The organism is Aeromonas rivipollensis (assembly GCF_010974825.1).
GTDB classification, from domain to species: Bacteria; Pseudomonadota; Gammaproteobacteria; order Enterobacterales; family Aeromonadaceae; genus Aeromonas; species Aeromonas rivipollensis.
Window position 1 is genome coordinate 147,838 of sequence record NZ_JAAILA010000002.1, and the last position, 17,276, is coordinate 165,113.

The window sequence follows — 17,276 nt, forward strand, 5'->3', positions numbered from 1 at the left end:
TTTGCCTATCAACAAGCTAGCAAAATTAAACAGATAGACAAACAAAAAAGCCCGCGCATGTGCGCGGGCTCTTGTCATCCTGGCCGGTTATCAGGCTTTGGATTTTTTCTTGCTGTCTACCTTGGCCTCGACTTTGGCCTCAACCTTGGTCGCTACCTGAGCTTCCTCGGTGAAGGGACGGCCATAGTAGGTGTCCATCAGTATGGCTTTGAGCTCGGTGATCAGCGGGTAGCGCGGGTTGGCGCCGGTGCACTGGTCATCGAAGGCTTCCAGGGCCAGCTGGTCAACCTTGGCCAGGAAGTCGGTCTCGTTCACGCCGGCTTCACGGATGGAGGCCGGGATGCCCAGAGTCGCTTTCAGCTCGTCCAGCCAGGTCAGCAGCTTCTCGATCTTGGCCGCGGTGCGGTCACCGGCGGCAGTCAGACCCAGGTGGTCGGCCACTTCGGCGTAGCGACGACGAGCCTGCGGACGGTCGTACTGGGAGAACGCGGTCTGCTTGGTCGGGTTGTCGTTCGCGTTGTAGCGGATGACGTTGCTGATCAGCAGGGCGTTGGCCAGGCCGTGCGGGATGTGGAACTCGGCACCCAGCTTGTGGGCCATGGAGTGGCACACACCCAGGAAGGCGTTGGCGAACGCGATACCGGCGATAGTGGCGGCGTTGTGCACCTTCTCACGGGCAACCGGGTCGTTGGCACCGTTCTGGTAACTGGACGGCAGATACTCTTTGAGCAGTTTCAGGGCTTGCAGCGCCTGACCGTCGGAGTATTCGTTGGCCAGCACGGAGACATAGGCTTCCATGGCGTGGGTTACGGCATCGATACCACCGAAGGCACACAGGGACTTGGGCATACCCATGACCAGGTTGGCATCGACGATGGCCATGTTCGGGGTCAGCTCGTAGTCGGCCAGCGGGTACTTCATTCCGGTGGCGTCGTCGGTCACGACCGCGAACGGAGTCACTTCAGAACCTGTACCGGAAGTGGTGGTGATGCAGACCAGTTCTGCCTTCACGCCCATTTTCGGGAACTTGTAGATACGCTTGCGGATGTCCATGAAGCGCATGGCCAAGTCTTCGAACGCAGTGTCCGGGTGCTCGTACATGACCCACATGATCTTGGCGGCATCCATGGGTGAACCACCGCCCAGGGCGACGATCACGTCCGGCTTGAAGGAGTTCGCCATCTCGGCGCCCTTGCGAACCACGGACAGGGTGGGGTCGGCTTCCACTTCGTAGAAGATTTCCACTTCCATGTTCAGCTTCTTGAGCAGACGAACCACTTCATCGGCATAGCCGTTGTTGAACAGGAAACGGTCGGTGACCACCATGGCGCGCTTCTTGCCTTCCAGGTCGCCCAGGGCGATCGGCAGGGAACCACGACGGAAGTAGATGGATTTCGGAAGTTTGTGCCACAGCATATTTTCTGCCCGTTTTGCGACTGTCTTCTTGTTGATCAGGTGCTTGGGACCGACGTTCTCGGAGATGGAGTTACCACTCCAGGAGCCGCAACCCAGGGTCAGGGACGGGGCGAGAGCGAAGTTGTACAGGTCACCGATACCGCCCTGGGTGGAGGGGGTGTTGATCAGGATACGAGCAGTCTTCATCTTGTCGCCGAAGTACTTGATGCGGTCGGCGTTGCGATCCTGGTCGGTGTAGAGGCCGGAGGTGTGGCCGATACCACCGATGTTGACCATGTCGCAGGCCATTTCGACGGCTTCTTCGAAGTTCTTGGCGCGGAACATACCCAGAGTCGGGGAGAGCTTCTCGTGAGCGAACTCGTCCTCTGCACAAAGCTCCAGACCTTCACCGATCAGGATCTTGGTGGTGGCAGGCACTGTCACACCGGCCATGGCGGCGATCTTGGTGGCGGGCTGGCCCACGATGTCGGCGTTCAGGGCGCCGTTGATCAGCAGCACTTTACGCACCTTGTCGGCTTCGTCCTTGGAGAGGATGTAGCCGGCGTGAGTAGCGAAACGCTCTTTCACCTGGTTGTAGATGGAGTCAACCACGATGACGGCTTGCTCGGACGCACAGACCACGCCGTTGTCGAAGGTCTTGGACATCAGGATGGAGGCGACGGCGCGCTTCACATCGGCAGTCTCGTCGATGACGATGGGCACGTTGCCGGCACCCACGCCGATGGCGGGCTTGCCTGAGGAGTAGGCGGCTTTCACCATGCCCGGGCCACCGGTGGCCAGGATCAGGTTGATGTCATCGTGCTTCATCAGCGCGTTGGAGAGTTCGACTGACGGTTGGTCAATCCAGCCGATGATGTTCTTCGGGGCACCGGCGGCGATGGCTGCATCCAGTACCAGCTTGGCAGCGGTATTGGTGGAGTTCTTGGCGCGGGGGTGCGGGGAGAAGATGATGGCGTTGCGGGTCTTCAGGGAGATGAGGGCCTTGAAGATAGCAGTGGAAGTCGGGTTGGTGGTCGGCACTATACCGCAGATGATGCCTACCGGCTCGGCGATGGTGATGGTGCCCATCTCGTCGTCCTGGCTCAGGATGCCGCAGGTCTTCTCGTCTTTGTAAGCGTTATAGATGTATTCGGAGGCGAAGTGGTTTTTGATGACCTTGTCTTCGATGATGCCCATGCCGGACTCAGCCACTGCCATCTGGGCCAGGGGGATACGGGCGTTGCTGGCGGCCAGTGCGGCGGCGCGGAAGATCTTGTCTACCTGCTCTTGCGAGAAGCTGGCGAATTCACGCTGGGCTTCTTTGACGCGGGCAACCAGTGCATCCAGTTCAGCCAAATTGGTTACTGCCATGTTTATCTCCTGATGATTTGAAAACTGTTTAGTAAGACCTTGGCAATGCCCGGCAATTATAGCCGCCCTGTCAAGGAGAGAATCACCATAACGGGGTATTTACATGCCTTACTAAATTGTTTTCTGGCTCGATTATAGAGCCGGGATGTGTCAGAAAAGATTGATCTGGATCATATGTAACAAAAGAACAAAAGAAATTTTGTTTCACCATCCCGACCGGCCAGATGTTACGCATTTGTAGAGTAGAGCGCCGGGGGGATGAACACGAGGTGAACAGCCATTTTTGCGCCTGGTGTCAAACCCTTGCCTCTTATCCTCCCGCAGTTTCGCCGCTGGCAATGAGGGCGCTGAGGTCCTGCCTGGTGACGGGCCTTGACAGCCTCTCGCCCCGAAGAGAGGCAGGCGTTTCATTTCTGTTGGAAAAAATGGTGGTTGTTTTCATCCAGCGCCGTGAATCGCGCCGGACTTTGGATGGCTGTGCGGCAAACCCCATAACGATGCCTTTGTGGGTGCACTGCTCGCGCCATGGTTGTCCCGGGCACATCAGGATGAAGATAGGGGGCCAGCCTGGGGCGAGCCGTGGGGGTGAATAGGGGTTATCCCCTGGGGGCCTCCAGATCAATCCATGAAAATGACGCTTTATTGAAGGGAAATAGGGTGATGGCTGGGCGTTTCGACATAAAACGCCACCATACTTTGCTGGTGTGTTAAATGGACTCCATAACGGTTAACAACTCGATATGTTGATTTTTGTCGATTCATTAGCGGAACTAACTGAAAAGCCCCGGAAAGGGTGAGATTATTTGATTGGAGAAGGGAAATATCATGGTGTAAATTTACGCGCAGTTTGACGGGGATGTCCCTCGGTGGCCCGAATTGGTTCTGGATGGCGCTTATGGCAGCAATTGACTTCTCTTTATACCTGAAATTTTTCGTCGGCCTGTTTGCGATCATCAACCCGCTGGGTCTGTTGCCGGTCTTTGTGAGCCTGACGGGCCACATGCAACCGGATGAGCGCAGGAAGACCAACACCACGGCCCACATTGCCGTGATGATCATCCTCATGGTCTCCATGACCATGGGGCAGCTGATCCTCGACGGTTTCGGCATCTCGCTGGCGTCGTTCCGCATTGCCGGCGGCTCGCTCATCACCCTGATCGCTTGGTCCATGTTGCAGGGCAAGCTGGGGGAGGTGAAGCACAACAAGCAGGAGAAGGGTGAACTGGCCGCTCGCGAATCCATCGCCGTGGTACCGCTGGCACTGCCCCTGATGGCAGGCCCCGGGGCCATCTCATCCTCCATCGTCTATGCCAGCCAGAAGACCCTGACCGAGCTGATGGGCATGTTCGTGGTGGTGATGGCCTTTGCCTACTGCTCCTGGCTCATCTTCCGTGCCGCCCCTCTGCTGTTCAAGCTGATGGGCAATACCGGCATCAACGTGGTGACCCGTATCATGGGTCTCATCATGATGTCCCTCGGTATCGAGATCATGGTGGCAGGGATCAAGGGAGTCTTTCCCGGATTGATGTGATTCAGGTCTGTTTTGTCGGAGCCGGTCCTCGTGACCGGCTTTTTATTGTTTCTTTTTTGTTAGTCATTTCCTAGAATCGAGCGGCTTTGTATGAAAAACACCCATTACGCGATATTTAAATGCTGAATAAATGGTTTAAAGCTGTTTTTTTGACCGCCAAAGCCGTCCCTACCTGATGATATCTATTGCATTATCAGAATTGTCAGGGAATTATGCGGGCAGCGGGATTTTTATCTCGTGAATGGACAAATGCATGGAACGTTCTTGTTGGAGTATGGAAATGACTCATAGAAAAACAATTATTAATACCCTTTTATTGACCGCACTCTTTGGTGGCGCCACCCTGGCCCACGCCGCCGACGTCCCCGCCGGCACCAAGCTCGCCCCCGAGCAGACCCTGGTGAAAGGCAATGGCTCCGAGCCAGCCACCCTGGATCCGCACAAGACCGAAGGAACGGTTGAATCCAATATTCTGCGCGACCTGTTCGAGGGTCTCGTCAGCTCCGGCCCCAAGGGTGAGACCCTGCCCGGCGTCGCCGAGTCCTGGGAAACCAAGGACAACAAACACTTCGTGTTCCACCTGCGCAAGGATGCCAAGTGGTCCAATGGCGAGCCGGTGACCGCCCATGATTTCGTCTTCGCCTTCCAGCGTGCAGTAGATCCCAAGACTGGCTCTCCCTATGCCTGGTACATGGAACTGCCGACCATAGTCAACGCCAGTGCCATCATCGCGGGCAAGAAGCCTGCCGACACCCTGGGCGTGAAGGCCAGCGACGACTACACCTTCGAAGTCCAGCTGGAAAAAGCCATCCCCTATTTCGTCAGCATGCTCTCCCACACCACCACCTACCCGGTCCCCAAGGCGGTGATCGAGAAGTTTGGTGACAAGTGGACCCAGCCGGCCAACATGGTCTCTAACGGCGCTTACAAACTGAAGGGCTGGGTCGTCAACGAGCGCGTCGATGTCGAGCGCAACCCCAATTACTGGAACAACGCCAAGACAGTAGTCGAGAAGGTTACCTACCTGCCCATCCAGTCCACCAACGCCGAGCTGAACCGCTACCTGGCCGGGGAACTGGATATCACCTACAACATGCCCATCGAGCGCTTCAAGCAGATGAAGAAGGAGCACCCGAGCGAGGTGCAGGTCAGCGGCTATGTGGGCACCTACTACTACACCTTCAACACCAAGCGCAAACCCTATGATGATGTGCGGGTGCGTACCGCGCTCACCTATGCCATCGATCGCAACGTGATCGCCGACAAGGTGATGGGCAAGGGCGAGACCCCGGGCTATGCCCTGGTGCCCGACTTCGTGGACGGCTTCAAGCCGGTGGCCCCCGCCTGGTCCAAGCTGACCCAGGCCGAGCGCGACGCCAAGGCGAAAGAGCTGCTGACCGAGGCCGGTTACGGCCCAGGCAATCCGCTCAAGTTCGAGCTGCTCTACAACACAGACGACAACCACAAGAAGGTGGCCGTGGCCGTCGCCTCCATGTGGAAGAAGCTGGGCGTGCAGGTGAGCCTGGTGAACCAGGAGTGGAAAACCTACCTGGAAACCCTCAAACAGGGTCAGTTTGATGTGGCTCGTCGTGGCTGGATTGCGGACTACAACGAAGCCTCTTCCATGCTGGATCTGATGCAGACCACTCACGGCAACAACGACGGCAAGTACTCCAATGCCGCCTTTGACAAGCTGATGAGCGAGTCGCGCAACCAGGTGGATGCGGATGCGCGCAACAAGCTCTATGTCCAGGCCGAAGAGATCCTGGCCAAGGACATGCCGATCGCCCCCATCTATCAGTACGTGACCTCGCGCATGGTCAAGCCCTATGTGGGCGGTTACCCGGCGAACCCGCTGGATAACCTCTACAGCAAAGACATGTACATCATTGCTCACTGAGTAAAGCAACAAGTCGCATAACAAGCAGGCCCGCCAGACGGCGGGCCTTAGTATTAAAACCGCGACCCTTTGGAAGCAGTACAGGACAGGAAATGTCTATGTTGAAATTCATCCTTAAACGTCTACTGGAAGCGATCCCGACTCTGCTGGTCTTGATCACCGTCTCCTTCTTCATGATGCGTTTCGCACCGGGTAACCCCTTTACCAGCGAACGCGCCCTGCCGCCGGAAGTGCTTGCCAATATCGAGGCCAAGTACGGCCTGGACAAGCCCATAGGCGTGCAATACCTCACCTATCTGGGCAACCTGGTCCAGGGAGATCTGGGGCCCTCTTTCAAGTACAAGGACTTCACCGTCAATGATCTGGTGAGCCAGGCGCTGCCTGTTTCCGCCAAGATAGGGAGCGCGGCTTTCGTCCTTGCCGTCTTGCTGGGAGTCACCTTCGGCACCATAGCCGCCTTGAAACAGAACACCTTCATCGACTATCTGCTGATGTCGTCGGCCATGGCCGGGGTGGTGATACCCGGCTTCGTGCTGGCGCCCCTGCTGGTGCTCTTCTTCAGTATCTATCTGGGCTGGTTCCCGGCGGGAGGCTGGCAGGGGGGCGGGGTGCAGTTCATGGTGCTGCCGGTGTTCGGCATGATGATGTACTACATCTCCGCCATCTCCCGCATCATGCGTGGCAGCATGATTGAGACCATGAACTCCAACTTCATCCGTACCGCCCGTGCCAAGGGGCTGCCGCTGCGCCATATCATCCTCAGGCACGCGCTGCGTCCGGCCATGCTGCCTGTGGTCTCCTATCTGGGCCCGGCGTTTGTGGGCATCATCACCGGCTCAGTGGTGATCGAGACCATCTTCGGTCTGCCGGGGATTGGCCAGCTGTTCGTCAACGGTGCCCTCAACCGTGATTACTCCATGGTGCTCGGCCTGACCATTCTGGTCGGTGCCCTCACCATCACCTTTAACGCCGTGGTCGATATTCTCTATGCCGTCATCGATCCCAAGATCCGTTACTAAGCCGGGAGTACATCATGGTAGTCACAACTGAAAAGCGCGAAGCCGTCGAGGCGTTCGCCCAGCAAGTGGAAGTGGTGGAAGGACGCTCCCTGTGGAAGGATGCCCGTCGCCGTTTCCTGCGCAACAAGGCGGCCCTGACCAGCCTCATCATCCTGACCATCATCGGTCTGGCGGTGATCGTCGGGCCGCACCTGTCCCAATACACCTTCGACGATCCTGACTGGGGCGCCATGCAGGCCGCCCCTGACATGGAGACGGGTCACTGGTTCGGTACCGACAGCCTGGGGCGCGATCTCTTCGTGCGGACCCTGCTCGGCGGCCGCATCTCGCTCATGGTCGGCATCATGGGGGCCGTGGTGGCCGTCATCATAGGCACCCTGTATGGCGCCGCCTCCGGCTTCATCGGCGGTCGCGTCGACAGCCTGATGATGCGGGTACTGGAGATCCTCAACGCCTTCCCCTTCATGTTCTTCGTCATCATGCTGGTGACCTTCTTCGGTCGCAACCTGGCCCTCATCTTCCTCGCCATAGGCGCGGTGAGCTGGCTCGACATGGCGCGGATAGTGCGAGGCCAGACCCTGAGCCTCAAGAGCAAGGAGTTCATCGAGGCGGCCCACGTCTGTGGCGTCTCCAAGTGGAAGATCATCACCCGTCACATAGTCCCCAACGTGCTGGGCATAGTGGCGGTCTACGCCACCCTGCTGGTGCCGGGCATGATCATGTTCGAATCCTTCCTGAGCTTCCTGGGGCTGGGTGTGCAAGAGCCCATGACCAGCTGGGGTGCCCTGCTGGATGAAGGCTCCAAGTCGATGGAAGTGGCCATCTGGCAACTCCTGTTCCCCGCCGGTTTCATGGTGGTGACCCTGTTTTGCTTCAACTTCCTCGGGGATGGTCTGCGTGATGCCCTCGATCCAAAGGATCGGTAAGACGCCAACGGCGCCATAAGACCCATCCGCTGAACGCGCTGCGTCAGTCGGATGGGCAGGAAAGCATCACGAGAGATCGATAAGGAGTTTTGATATGAAGTTACTGGATGTGAAAGATCTGCGGGTCGAGTTCAAGACCCCGGATGGCAATGTGGTGGCGGTCAACGACCTCAACTTCTCCCTCTCTGCCGGCGAGACCCTGGGGATAGTCGGTGAGTCAGGCTCAGGCAAGTCCCAGACTGCCTTTGCCATCATGGGGCTGCTCGCCAAGAACGGCATCATTACCGGCTCGGCCAAGTTTCAGGGGGACGAGATCCTGAATCTGCCGGAGCACAAGCTCAACAAGATCCGCTCCGAGAAGATCGCCATGATCTTCCAGGACCCCATGACCTCCCTGAACCCCTACATGAAGGTGAAGGATCAGCTGATGGAAGTGCTGATGCTGCACAAGGGAGTGAGCAAGGCGGCGGCGTTCGAGGAGTCGGTGCGCATGCTGGACGCGGTGAAGATCCCCGAGTCGCGCAAGCGGATGAACATGTACCCCCACGAGTTCTCCGGTGGCATGCGCCAGCGGGTGATGATCGCCATGGCGCTCCTGTGCCGGCCGCAACTGCTTATCGCCGACGAGCCGACCACGGCGCTGGACGTGACTGTGCAGGCCCAGATCATGACCCTGATGAACGAGCTCAAGCGGGAGTTCAACACCGCCATCGTCATGATCACACACGATCTTGGCGTGGTGGCGGGCATCTGTGACAAGGTGCTGGTGATGTATGCCGGTCGCACCATGGAGTACGGCCGGGTCAACGACATCTTCTATCGCCCGAGCCACCCCTATACCGAAGGCTTGCTGCGCGCCATTCCCCGTCTCGATACCGAAGGGGAAGTGCTGCCCACCATACCGGGCAATCCGCCCAACCTGCTGCGTCTGCCCACCGGCTGCCCCTTCCAGGAGCGTTGCCACCGGGCGCACGAGATTTGCGGCCAGCAATCACCAGTCCTGACCCCCTTCGGCGACGGACGGACAAGGGCCTGCCATTGGGTTTCGGATGCCATGATCAACAAGGAGGCGAACTAATGGGTGGTGCAATTTGCGGTCAGCAGCCCTCCATGTTGCTGACGCCCTTCGGCGACAGCCGGACGCGGGTCTGCCATTGGCACTGGGTTTCGGATGCCATGATCAAGGGGGTGAACTGATGGGTACTGACAAGAAACTGCTGCTGGAAGTGTCCGACCTCAAGGTTCACTTCAGCATCAAGAGTGACAAGGCCTGGCCCTGGGCCAAGCCCTCCGCCCTGAAGGCGGTGGATGGCGTCACCCTGCGCCTCTACGAGGGGGAGACCCTGGGCGTAGTCGGGGAGTCCGGTTGTGGCAAGTCCACCTTCGCCCGGGCCCTGATAGGTCTGGTGCCGGCCACCGACGGCAAGGTAGTGTGGCTGGGCCAGGATCTGACCAAGCTCGAGCTGGGGGCGCTTCGGGAGAAGCGCAAGGAGATCCAGATGATCTTCCAGGACCCGCTGGCCTCCTTGAACCCGCGCATGACCATAGGCGACATCATCGCCGAGCCCCTGGTCACCTTCTATCCCAATCTCTCCAGGGATCAGGTGAAGGAGAAGGTGCGGGCCATGATGACCAAGGTGGGGCTTTTGCCCAACCTGGTAAACCGCTACCCCCACGAGTTCTCCGGCGGCCAGTGCCAGCGCATCGGCATCGCCCGGGCGCTGATCCTGGAGCCCAAGATGATCATCTGTGACGAGCCTGTCTCGGCGCTGGATGTCTCCATCCAGGCCCAGGTGGTCAACCTGCTCAAGTCCCTGCAAAAGGAGATGGGGCTCTCCCTCATCTTCATCGCCCACGACTTGTCCGTGGTCAAGCACATCTCGGACCGGGTGCTGGTGATGTATCTGGGCAACGCGGTTGAGCTCGGGACCCGTCAGGAGATCTTCGCCAATCCCCTGCATCCCTACACCAAGGCGCTGATGTCGGCCGTGCCCATTCCGGATCCGGATCTGGAGCGCAGCAAGGTCATCCAGATCCTGGAGGGGGACCTGCCGTCGCCGATGAATCCGCCGTCCGGCTGCGTGTTCCGTACCCGCTGCCCGGCGGCGGGCCCTGAGTGCGCCAAGACCCGCCCCATGCTGGAGGGGAACTTCGATCACGCCGTCTCCTGTCTCAAGGTGGATCCGCTCTGAGGGCGAGGGCGTGAACGAGCATGCGGGGCACCCAGGTGGTGCCCCGTTTTATTTCCATCCGCGGTGAAGATGCCCCTTGGCGCCACCTTTGGAGGCTGTTACTATCCGCCGCACAAGGGGAGTAACTTCTCGCCGGTTTGTCGTCATTACGGTGCACCCATATCCTGCAGTGCACCCGGCAGCCGGGCAGTCGATGAAAATTGGCTGTAAGTGAGACCTTGCCGAGAGGCAAGGTGTATCTGCTCCAAACGCAAACCCACGCCTCTCGGTCGTGGGTTTTGTCGTTTTGGGAGAAGTGAAAAATGGGTGAATGGTGGATGTGGACCGGTTTCTTCAGCATAGTGCTGGTCCTGTTGTGGATTGACATCCGCTTTGTCGGCGGCGGCAAGGCGCACAAGGTGTCCCTCAAAGAGGCGGGGATCTGGTCCCTGGTCTGGGTCAGCGTGGCCCTGCTGTTCAACCTGGCCATCTGGCTCTGGCTGGATCACAGTGCCGGGCGCGAGATCGCCAACGAGAAGGGGCTGGAGTTCCTCACCGGCTACCTCATCGAGAAGGCGCTGGCGGTGGACAACGTCTTCGTCTGGCTGATGCTGTTTGGCTACTTCGCCATTCCGGCCGAGCTGCAGCGCCGGGTGCTGCTGTACGGGGTACTGGGTGCCATCGTCATGCGCGCCGGCATGGTGTTCGCGGGCAGCTGGCTCATCGAGCAGTTCCACTGGATCCTCTACCTGTTTGGCGCCTTCCTGCTGCTGACCGGGGTCAAGATGCTGTGGGCCGCCGACAAGGAGCCGGATCTCGCCAACAACCCGCTGCTGGGCTGGATGCGTCGCCGCTTCAAGGTGACCGAGACCCTGGAGGGGGAGAACTTCTTCGTCTGGCGTGACGGTGTGCGCTATGCCACCCCGCTGCTGCTCATTCTGGTGCTGGTGGAGGTGAGCGATCTCATCTTCGCGGTGGACAGCATACCGGCCATCTTCGCGGTGACCACGGATCCCTTCATAGTGCTGACCTCCAATATCTTCGCCATCATGGGCCTGCGCGCCATGTACTTCCTGCTGGCCGGCGTCGCCGAACGCTTCGCCCTGCTGAAATACGGTCTGGCGCTGATCCTGATGTTCATCGGGGTCAAGATGCTGCTGCTCGACATCTTCAAGATACCGACCGGCATTGCGCTTGGTGTAGTTGCGCTGATCCTGCTGGCCTCCATGGGGCTTAGCCTCTGGGTGACCCGCAAGAAAGTGACCGACCAGAAGACGGTGTAAGCACCCGCAAAAAGGGCTCCCTAGGGAGCCCTTCTTCATTTCAGATCTGTGCTTAGCGCTTGATCTTCTTGGGGTTGGTGTAGCCCCAGATGGTGTACATGTCCGCCAGCAGGGCGCCGTTGTACTCCTCCAGATCCGCCTGCTTCACCTCGGCCTCACCCTGACGGCCGAACAGCACCACTTCATCACCGGGTTTCACCCCTTTGAGATCGGTCACGTCCACCATGATGGTGTTCATGGAGGTCTTGCCCACCACGGGCACCTTCTGGCCCTGGATCAGCACATAGGCCTTGTTGCTCAGCGCACGGCGGTATCCGTCGGAGTAACCGAGCGGCAGGTTGGCGAGCAGGGAGTCACGCTTGAGGGTGAAGGTGCGGTCATAGCCGACGGTGTTGCCCGCCGGGTAGTGGTTCACCGAGGCGACCTGGGTCTTGAACGCCATCACCTTCTTGTATTCGGTGTAGGAGGGGATGGTGTCACCGTAGATGATGCCGCCCGGGCGCACCATGTCAAAGTAGGCGTCCGGCACTTCCAGGGTGGCGAAGGAGTTGGCGGCGTGTATGGTGAGCTTGCTGCGATCCAGCTTGCCCGCGTCGATCAGCCACTGGTAGTCCAGCTTGAACTGGGCCAGCCCCAGCTTGACGTCCTCTTTTTCTTCCACCGGGAAGTGGGTCATGATGCCGACCGGGGTGATCCCCTTGAGCTTGACCATGGCCAGGGCATCTTCCTTGGCGTCCGCCTGGCGAAGATCGATGCCGTTGCGGCTCATGCCGGCGGAGTTCAGACCTATGTGCACCGGAATGGTGGTATGGTGGCGCTGGGCGATGTCGGCGATCCCCTTGGCGCTCTCCAGGCTGCCCACCAGCTCTTCCAGCTTGTAGGGCAGGGCCTGCTCCACTTCGGCCGGGGTGGCGGCACGGACCCGCATCAGGCGGCCCTCGAAGCCCTTCTCGCGGGCCACGCGGGCCTCTTCATTGCTGGCGATGCCGATGCAGGGAATGCCCGCCTTGACCACGGAGGGGACCAGCAGATCGATGCCGTGACCGTAGGCGTCGGCCTTCATGATGGCGCAGATCTGCGGGCCCTTGTCGCCGAGACGATCCTTGAGGGTCTGGATGTTGTGCTCGAAGGCGGTCAAATCCACCTCCAGCCAGGCGTTGGCGGCGGTCTGCTCCTGACCGTTGCGGGTGTCGCTGGCCAGGGGCAGATAGGGGGCGGCGACGGCCTGGCCGGCGAGCAACCCGAAGACCAGGGTTGCGAGCAGGGTTTTCTTGTGCATGGGATGGTTCCTTTTTTATTGTTTCGTTGAGGATGGGCCCCTGTCAGATGCGGGCCGCGGCATGGCTGGGTCAGCATGTTGCTATGCTAATGATATGTTTCACTTTTTACCCAGATGCCGACGCTGCGAGTGTATCGCAATGGCGTCATTTGTGGCACTTGTTGCAGGAAGAAAATATGCGTTTCGAGCTGCGTATTCCGCCCTTGTTGCTCTTTGTCCTGCTCGCCCTTGCCATGTGGTTGGGACGGGGGGAGGATAGGGGGAGCGGGGTTTTGCTGGTGCTGGGCACGGCGTTGCTGCTGGTAGGGGCCGTGCTGGGGGGCGGGGCGCTGCTGCACTTTCGCCGGGAGCGTACCAGCGTCCATCCAATCCGCTTGCAGCAGAGCCGGGTGCTGGTGACCCGGGGGGTCTATCGCATCAGCCGCAACCCCATGTACCTGGGGCTGCTCTGCTGGTTGCTGGCGCTGGCCTGCTATCTCGGGGGCCCCTGGGTCTGGCTCGGGCCGCTGTTGTTGCTGGGCTGGCTCACCCGCTTTCAGATCTTGCCGGAAGAGCGTGCCCTGCGCGCCCGCTTCGGCATCAGCTATGTGCAGTACTGCCGGCGGGTGAGGCGCTGGTGCTGACCGCCAAACGAAAAAAGGCCCGCAGTTGCGGGCCTTTTGCTGGGTGTCCTTGACTCAAGCCTTGGCGAGTTCGCCCTCGGGCTGGGTCTCTCCCAGGCTGTCTTCCGTCTTGGCCACCACGCTGGCGGCGATGGCGTTGCCCAGCACGTTGGTGGCGGAGCGACCCATGTCGAGGAAGTGGTCTATGCCGAGCAGCAGCAGTATGCCGGCCTCCGGGATCTGGAACTGGTTCAGGGTGGCGGCGATCACCACCAGGGAGGCGCGCGGTACCCCGGCCATCCCCTTGGAGGTGACCATCAGCAGCAGCAGCATGGTGATCTGCTGGGCCATGCTGAGCTCTATGCCATAGGCCTGGGCGATGAACATCACCGCGAAGGTGCAGTACATCATGGAGCCGTCCAGGTTGAAGGAGTAGCCCATGGGCAGCACGAAGCTGGCGATGCGCTTGTCACAGCCGAACTTCTCCAGCCTGTCCAGGGTCTTGGGATAGGCGGCCTCGGAGCTGGCGGTGGAGAAGGCGAGCAGTATGGGCTCGCGGATCATGGCCAGCAGGGTCAGGATGCGGCGACGGATGAAGAGGCTGCCCATGGCGATGAGCAGCAGCCAGAGGCAGGCCAGGGCCAGGTAGAACTGGGCCATGAAGGTGCCATAGGTGGCGAGGATGCCGAGCCCTTCCTTGGCGACCATGGCGGCGATGGCGCCGAACACCGCGAAAGGCGCGAAGTTCATCACATAGCCGGTCACCTTCAGCATGATCTCGGCGCTGCTTGCCATCAGCTTGACCACGGGTTTGGCGGCATCCCCCAGGGCGGCGGCGGCCAGCCCGAAGAAGAGGGAGAAGACCACGATCTGCAAGATCTCGTTGGTGGCCATGGCCTCGATCACGCTTTTCGGGATGGCGTGGGTCACGAAGTCCTTGAGGGAGATGGCGGTGGCGGCCACCCCTGAGCTGGCGCCGTCATCGGGCAGGGAGAGGGAGAGGCCGACCCCTGGCTGCATCAGGTGCACCATCACCAGCCCCAGGGTCAATGACATCAGGGAGGCCAGCATGAACCAGCCCAGGGTCTTGGCGCCGATGCGGCCCACGGTGCGGGTGTCGCCCATCTTGGCGATGCCGACCACCAGGGTAGTGAACACCAGGGGGGCGATGATCATCTTGATGAGGCGCAGGAAGATGTCGGTCAGTATGGTGATGTCACTGGCAAAGGTGGCGGCCTGGGCCGGGGCAAACAGGCGATAGCCTTGCCCGGTAAAAATGCCAAGCAACATCGCAATGAGGATGGCAACGGTCAATTTGTTCATTTTCATGGGGGGACAGTCTCGATATGTGCAGTGCCTGTGCAGGTGGGTTTGGTGCCACCTAAGTCCGTTTTTGTGATCCGGGCCATGGAATCCTGACAGCCGGTATGCTGGCAGCATGCCTAATCATGGAGGGGAAATCCAGCGACTTATATCAGAACTTTATGTTGCAATTAGTTGTATGTGATGTAGATCTTGTAAATTAATTATATTAATCACTGTTTGTTTTCATCTTTGCCAGATAAATGGCTTCCAGGCTCTGGTCGTCCAATGGGGCTCTCCCGAGGGAGAAGATCAGCAGTGCCGAGGTGCGATGCTCTACCTGCATCTCGTCCATGAAGGTGTCGGGTTCGTACTCATCGAAGCCGAACTGGGGGCGGCTCGGGGTCACCCTGACCGCATCCCGCGACAGGGTCAGCGACTGCACCTGCACCCAGGCATACCCCTGCGCCAGCGCAATCTCCCCCGCTCGCTTGAGCACGTACTTGCGGGCCGTCTCCCTGTCCACCAGATCGTTGCCCACAAACTCCAGCTGCCAGCGGGTCTCCCCGAGCTGGGTCTGGGAGAAGCCTGTCTGGCCGTTCCAGAAGGACTTTTCGCTGTCATAGGCGGTGGCGCAGCCGCCGAGCAGCAGCGAGCCGCACAGGGCGAGGACGAACAAGAGGGGGGAGCTTGGTGACATGGAACTGGCCCTTGGCTGAGAGGAGGTCACTACAGCACAACGGCGCTCATGAGACAATCGCCTGCCAGGGCGTTGCCTTGGAGAGACAAAAAGAAAAGGCCTTGTCGTTTGACAAGGCCTTTCTCGGGGAATTTGGTCGGTGTGAGAGGATTCGAACCTCCGACCCTCTACACCCCATGCAGATGCGCTACCTGGCTGCGCTACACACCGACGGAGTCAGCTCGGCTGACGGGGAGGGAGTTTATGGAGATGCCCCGACCCTGTCAACAGGGGAAATCCCGCGCCGAGATCGTTTGCCTGCTTTGCGAGCAACTTCGGATCAAAGTGCGACCAGTCGCGCATTTTGTCAGCACCCCGCCGCCGTCTTGCATGAAAAACGGCCGCCCTGGTGGGCGGCCGTTTGGTATCAGCGATGACTGGCTTAGCGGTTGAAGGTGAGCCGCTTGCCCAATACCTGATCGGTGACCTGGCCGTTCTGCCAGGCGATCTGGCCGTTGACCAGGGTCATCTCTATGGTGCTCTGGAAGCGGTAGCCATTGAAGGGCGACCAGCCGCACAGATAGAGCAGGTTGCTGTCGTTGACCACATAGGGCTTGCCGAGATCCAGCAGCACCAGGTCTGCGAAGTAGCCCTCGCGGATGTAGCCGCGATCCTGCACCTGGAAGCGCTCGGCCACCGCGTGGGAGGTCTTCTTGACGATAGTCTCCAGCGAGAAGACACCGTTGTGGTAGAGCTCCAGCAGCGCCTGCAGGGAGTGCTGCACCAGGGGCACGCCGGACGGCGCCTTGAAGTAGCTGTTCTGCTTCTCTTCCCAGGTGTGGGGGGCGTGGTCGGTGGCGATGATGTCGAGCACGTCGTTGCGCACCGCATCCAACAGGGCGTGCTGGTCGGCGGCGCTCTTCACCGCCGGGTTGCACTTGATCTGGCTGCCCAGGGTGTCGTAGTCCGCCTCGTTGAAGAACAGATGATGGACGCACACCTCGGCGGTGATGTTCTTGTCCTTGAGATCCTTCAGATCCGGGGTGGCGGTGAAGAGCGACAGCTCCTTGGCGGTGGTCAGGTGCAGCACGTGCAGCTTGGCACCGTACTGCTTCGCCAGCCCCACCGCCATGCTGGAGGATTTGTAGCAGGCGTCGGCGCTGCGGATGCGGCCGTGCTCGCGCATGGGCACATCCTCGCCCCACTTGGCGCGGGCCTCGTCTTCCAGCACCTTGATGGAGGGGGTGTCCTCGCAGTGGGTCACTATCATCACCGGGCTCTCGCGGAAGATGGCCGCCAGTGTCTCCTGGTTGTCCACCAGCATGTTGCCGGTGGAGGCTCCCATGAAGATCTTGATGCCGCAGGACTGCTTGGGATCCAGCTTCTTGATCTCTTCCAGGTTGTCGTTGGTGGCACCCAGGTAGAAGCTGTAGTTGGCGGCGGCGGAGTTGGCGGCTATCTGGTATTTGGCTTCGAGGGCGTCGATGGTGGTGGTCTGGGGATTTACGTTGGGCATTTCCATGAAACTGGTGGTGCCACCGGCGACGGCGGCCCGGGATTCACTGGCGATGGTCCCCTTGTGGGTCAGGCCAGGTTCCCGGAAATGGACCTGATCATCGATCATCCCGGGGATGAGGTGACGGCCTGCGGCATCGATCACCACGGCATCGGGGGCGCTGATGTCCGGGGCGATACGGGCGATCCGCTCACCCTCGATCAAGACGTCGGAAGCATAGATGCGGCCTTCGTTGACCAGGGTGGCATTCTTGATAAGCAATTTGTTCATGGGGGGTTCCAGTTCCTTTGCCGGGAATTGTG

At 59.7% G+C, this 17,276-nt stretch carries 14 protein-coding genes and 1 tRNA gene; 9 read left to right on the top strand and 6 right to left on the bottom strand.

Going from position 1 to position 17,276, the window contains the following annotated elements; genetic code table 11:
* Positions 1-90: 90 nt before the first annotated feature.
* On the bottom strand, positions 91-2,766 hold the full coding sequence (gene adhE / locus G4923_RS00785) for a bifunctional acetaldehyde-CoA/alcohol dehydrogenase (RefSeq protein WP_106887192.1): 2,676 nt from the start codon (positions 2,764-2,766) through the stop codon (positions 91-93).
* Between the two features lie 895 nt (positions 2,767-3,661).
* On the opposite strand from adhE, the gene G4923_RS00790 reads away from it, so the two are divergent.
* From G4923_RS00790 to G4923_RS00825, 8 genes are all read left to right on the top strand, one after another.
* Positions 3,662-4,297 carry a YchE family NAAT transporter gene (locus G4923_RS00790; RefSeq protein WP_162520114.1) on the top strand — a complete coding sequence of 212 codons (636 nt, stop codon included), beginning with the start codon at positions 3,662-3,664 and terminating at the stop codon, positions 4,295-4,297.
* Positions 4,298-4,577: 280 nt separating this feature from the next.
* Positions 4,578-6,197 (top strand): ABC transporter substrate-binding protein, encoded by a 1,620-nt coding sequence (locus G4923_RS00795; RefSeq protein ID WP_163134993.1) that lies wholly within the window; start codon positions 4,578-4,580, stop codon positions 6,195-6,197.
* A gap of 98 nt (positions 6,198-6,295) precedes the next feature.
* Positions 6,296-7,216 carry an oligopeptide ABC transporter permease OppB gene (gene oppB, locus G4923_RS00800; RefSeq protein ID WP_106887190.1) on the top strand — a complete coding sequence of 307 codons (921 nt, stop codon included), beginning with the start codon at positions 6,296-6,298 and terminating at the stop codon, positions 7,214-7,216.
* A gap of 14 nt (positions 7,217-7,230) precedes the next feature.
* The gene (gene oppC / locus G4923_RS00805; protein ID WP_111912458.1) at positions 7,231-8,142 is read left to right on the top strand and encodes an oligopeptide ABC transporter permease OppC; all 912 of its coding nucleotides are present in this window, start codon (positions 7,231-7,233) and stop codon (positions 8,140-8,142) included.
* Positions 8,143-8,236: 94 nt separating this feature from the next.
* Positions 8,237-9,220, top strand: coding sequence for an ABC transporter ATP-binding protein (gene oppD / locus G4923_RS00810; RefSeq protein ID WP_106887188.1), 984 nt, complete (start codon positions 8,237-8,239; stop codon positions 9,218-9,220).
* Positions 9,220-9,339, top strand: a complete 120-nt coding sequence (locus G4923_RS00815) for an oligopeptide transporter ATP-binding component (RefSeq protein ID WP_111912460.1) — start codon at positions 9,220-9,222, stop codon at positions 9,337-9,339. The genes oppD and G4923_RS00815 overlap by 1 nt, the downstream gene beginning before the upstream one ends.
* Positions 9,339-10,334, top strand: a complete 996-nt coding sequence (gene oppF, locus G4923_RS00820) for a murein tripeptide/oligopeptide ABC transporter ATP binding protein OppF (protein ID WP_163134995.1) — start codon at positions 9,339-9,341, stop codon at positions 10,332-10,334. Before G4923_RS00815 ends, oppF begins: the two co-directional genes overlap by 1 nt.
* Before the next feature lie 302 nt (positions 10,335-10,636).
* Positions 10,637-11,596, top strand: a complete 960-nt coding sequence (locus tag G4923_RS00825; RefSeq protein ID WP_106887185.1) for a TerC family protein — start codon at positions 10,637-10,639, stop codon at positions 11,594-11,596.
* Positions 11,597-11,648: 52 nt separating this feature from the next.
* Here G4923_RS00825 and alr read toward each other — a convergent pair whose 3' ends face one another.
* A complete protein-coding gene (gene alr / locus G4923_RS00830) occupies positions 11,649-12,875 on the bottom strand; it encodes an alanine racemase (protein WP_111913739.1) in 1,227 nt (408 codons plus the stop codon).
* A 176-nt stretch (positions 12,876-13,051) separates the two neighbouring features.
* Here alr and G4923_RS00835 point away from each other — a divergent pair, with 176 nt between their 5' ends.
* Positions 13,052-13,498: a methyltransferase family protein gene (locus G4923_RS00835; protein ID WP_111913738.1), complete on the top strand. Its 447-nt coding sequence runs from the start codon at positions 13,052-13,054 to the stop codon at positions 13,496-13,498.
* A gap of 54 nt (positions 13,499-13,552) precedes the next feature.
* On the opposite strand, the gene G4923_RS00840 is transcribed toward G4923_RS00835, so the two are convergent.
* From G4923_RS00840 to G4923_RS00855, 4 genes are all read right to left on the bottom strand, one after another.
* Positions 13,553-14,806, bottom strand: coding sequence for a dicarboxylate/amino acid:cation symporter (locus tag G4923_RS00840; protein ID WP_162520068.1), 1,254 nt, complete (start codon positions 14,804-14,806; stop codon positions 13,553-13,555).
* A 202-nt stretch (positions 14,807-15,008) separates the two neighbouring features.
* Positions 15,009-15,479 (bottom strand): CC0125/CC1285 family lipoprotein, encoded by a 471-nt coding sequence (locus tag G4923_RS00845; RefSeq protein WP_163134997.1) that lies wholly within the window; start codon positions 15,477-15,479, stop codon positions 15,009-15,011.
* Between the two features lie 133 nt (positions 15,480-15,612).
* Positions 15,613-15,689 (bottom strand) — tRNA-Pro (locus G4923_RS00850).
* A 211-nt stretch (positions 15,690-15,900) separates the two neighbouring features.
* Entirely contained in the window at positions 15,901-17,244 is a 1,344-nt protein-coding gene (locus tag G4923_RS00855; RefSeq protein ID WP_106887180.1) for a dihydroorotase, read from the bottom strand.
* Positions 17,245-17,276: the final 32 nt, after the last annotated feature.

Coding starts and splice junctions, on each gene's coding strand:
- adhE (WP_106887192.1), bottom strand. CDS start 2,766: ATGGCAGTAACCAATTTGGCTGAACTGGATGCACTGGTTGCCCGCGTC.
- G4923_RS00790 (WP_162520114.1), top strand. CDS start 3,662: ATGGCAGCAATTGACTTCTCTTTATACCTGAAATTTTTCGTCGGCCTG.
- G4923_RS00795 (WP_163134993.1), top strand. CDS start 4,578: ATGACTCATAGAAAAACAATTATTAATACCCTTTTATTGACCGCACTC.
- oppB (WP_106887190.1), top strand. CDS start 6,296: ATGTTGAAATTCATCCTTAAACGTCTACTGGAAGCGATCCCGACTCTG.
- oppC (WP_111912458.1), top strand. CDS start 7,231: ATGGTAGTCACAACTGAAAAGCGCGAAGCCGTCGAGGCGTTCGCCCAG.
- oppD (WP_106887188.1), top strand. CDS start 8,237: ATGAAGTTACTGGATGTGAAAGATCTGCGGGTCGAGTTCAAGACCCCG.
- G4923_RS00815 (WP_111912460.1), top strand. CDS start 9,220: ATGGGTGGTGCAATTTGCGGTCAGCAGCCCTCCATGTTGCTGACGCCC.
- oppF (WP_163134995.1), top strand. CDS start 9,339: ATGGGTACTGACAAGAAACTGCTGCTGGAAGTGTCCGACCTCAAGGTT.
- G4923_RS00825 (WP_106887185.1), top strand. CDS start 10,637: ATGGGTGAATGGTGGATGTGGACCGGTTTCTTCAGCATAGTGCTGGTC.
- alr (WP_111913739.1), bottom strand. CDS start 12,875: ATGCACAAGAAAACCCTGCTCGCAACCCTGGTCTTCGGGTTGCTCGCC.
- G4923_RS00835 (WP_111913738.1), top strand. CDS start 13,052: ATGCGTTTCGAGCTGCGTATTCCGCCCTTGTTGCTCTTTGTCCTGCTC.
- G4923_RS00840 (WP_162520068.1), bottom strand. CDS start 14,806: ATGAAAATGAACAAATTGACCGTTGCCATCCTCATTGCGATGTTGCTT.
- G4923_RS00845 (WP_163134997.1), bottom strand. CDS start 15,479: ATGTCACCAAGCTCCCCCCTCTTGTTCGTCCTCGCCCTGTGCGGCTCG.
- G4923_RS00855 (WP_106887180.1), bottom strand. CDS start 17,244: ATGAACAAATTGCTTATCAAGAATGCCACCCTGGTCAACGAAGGCCGC.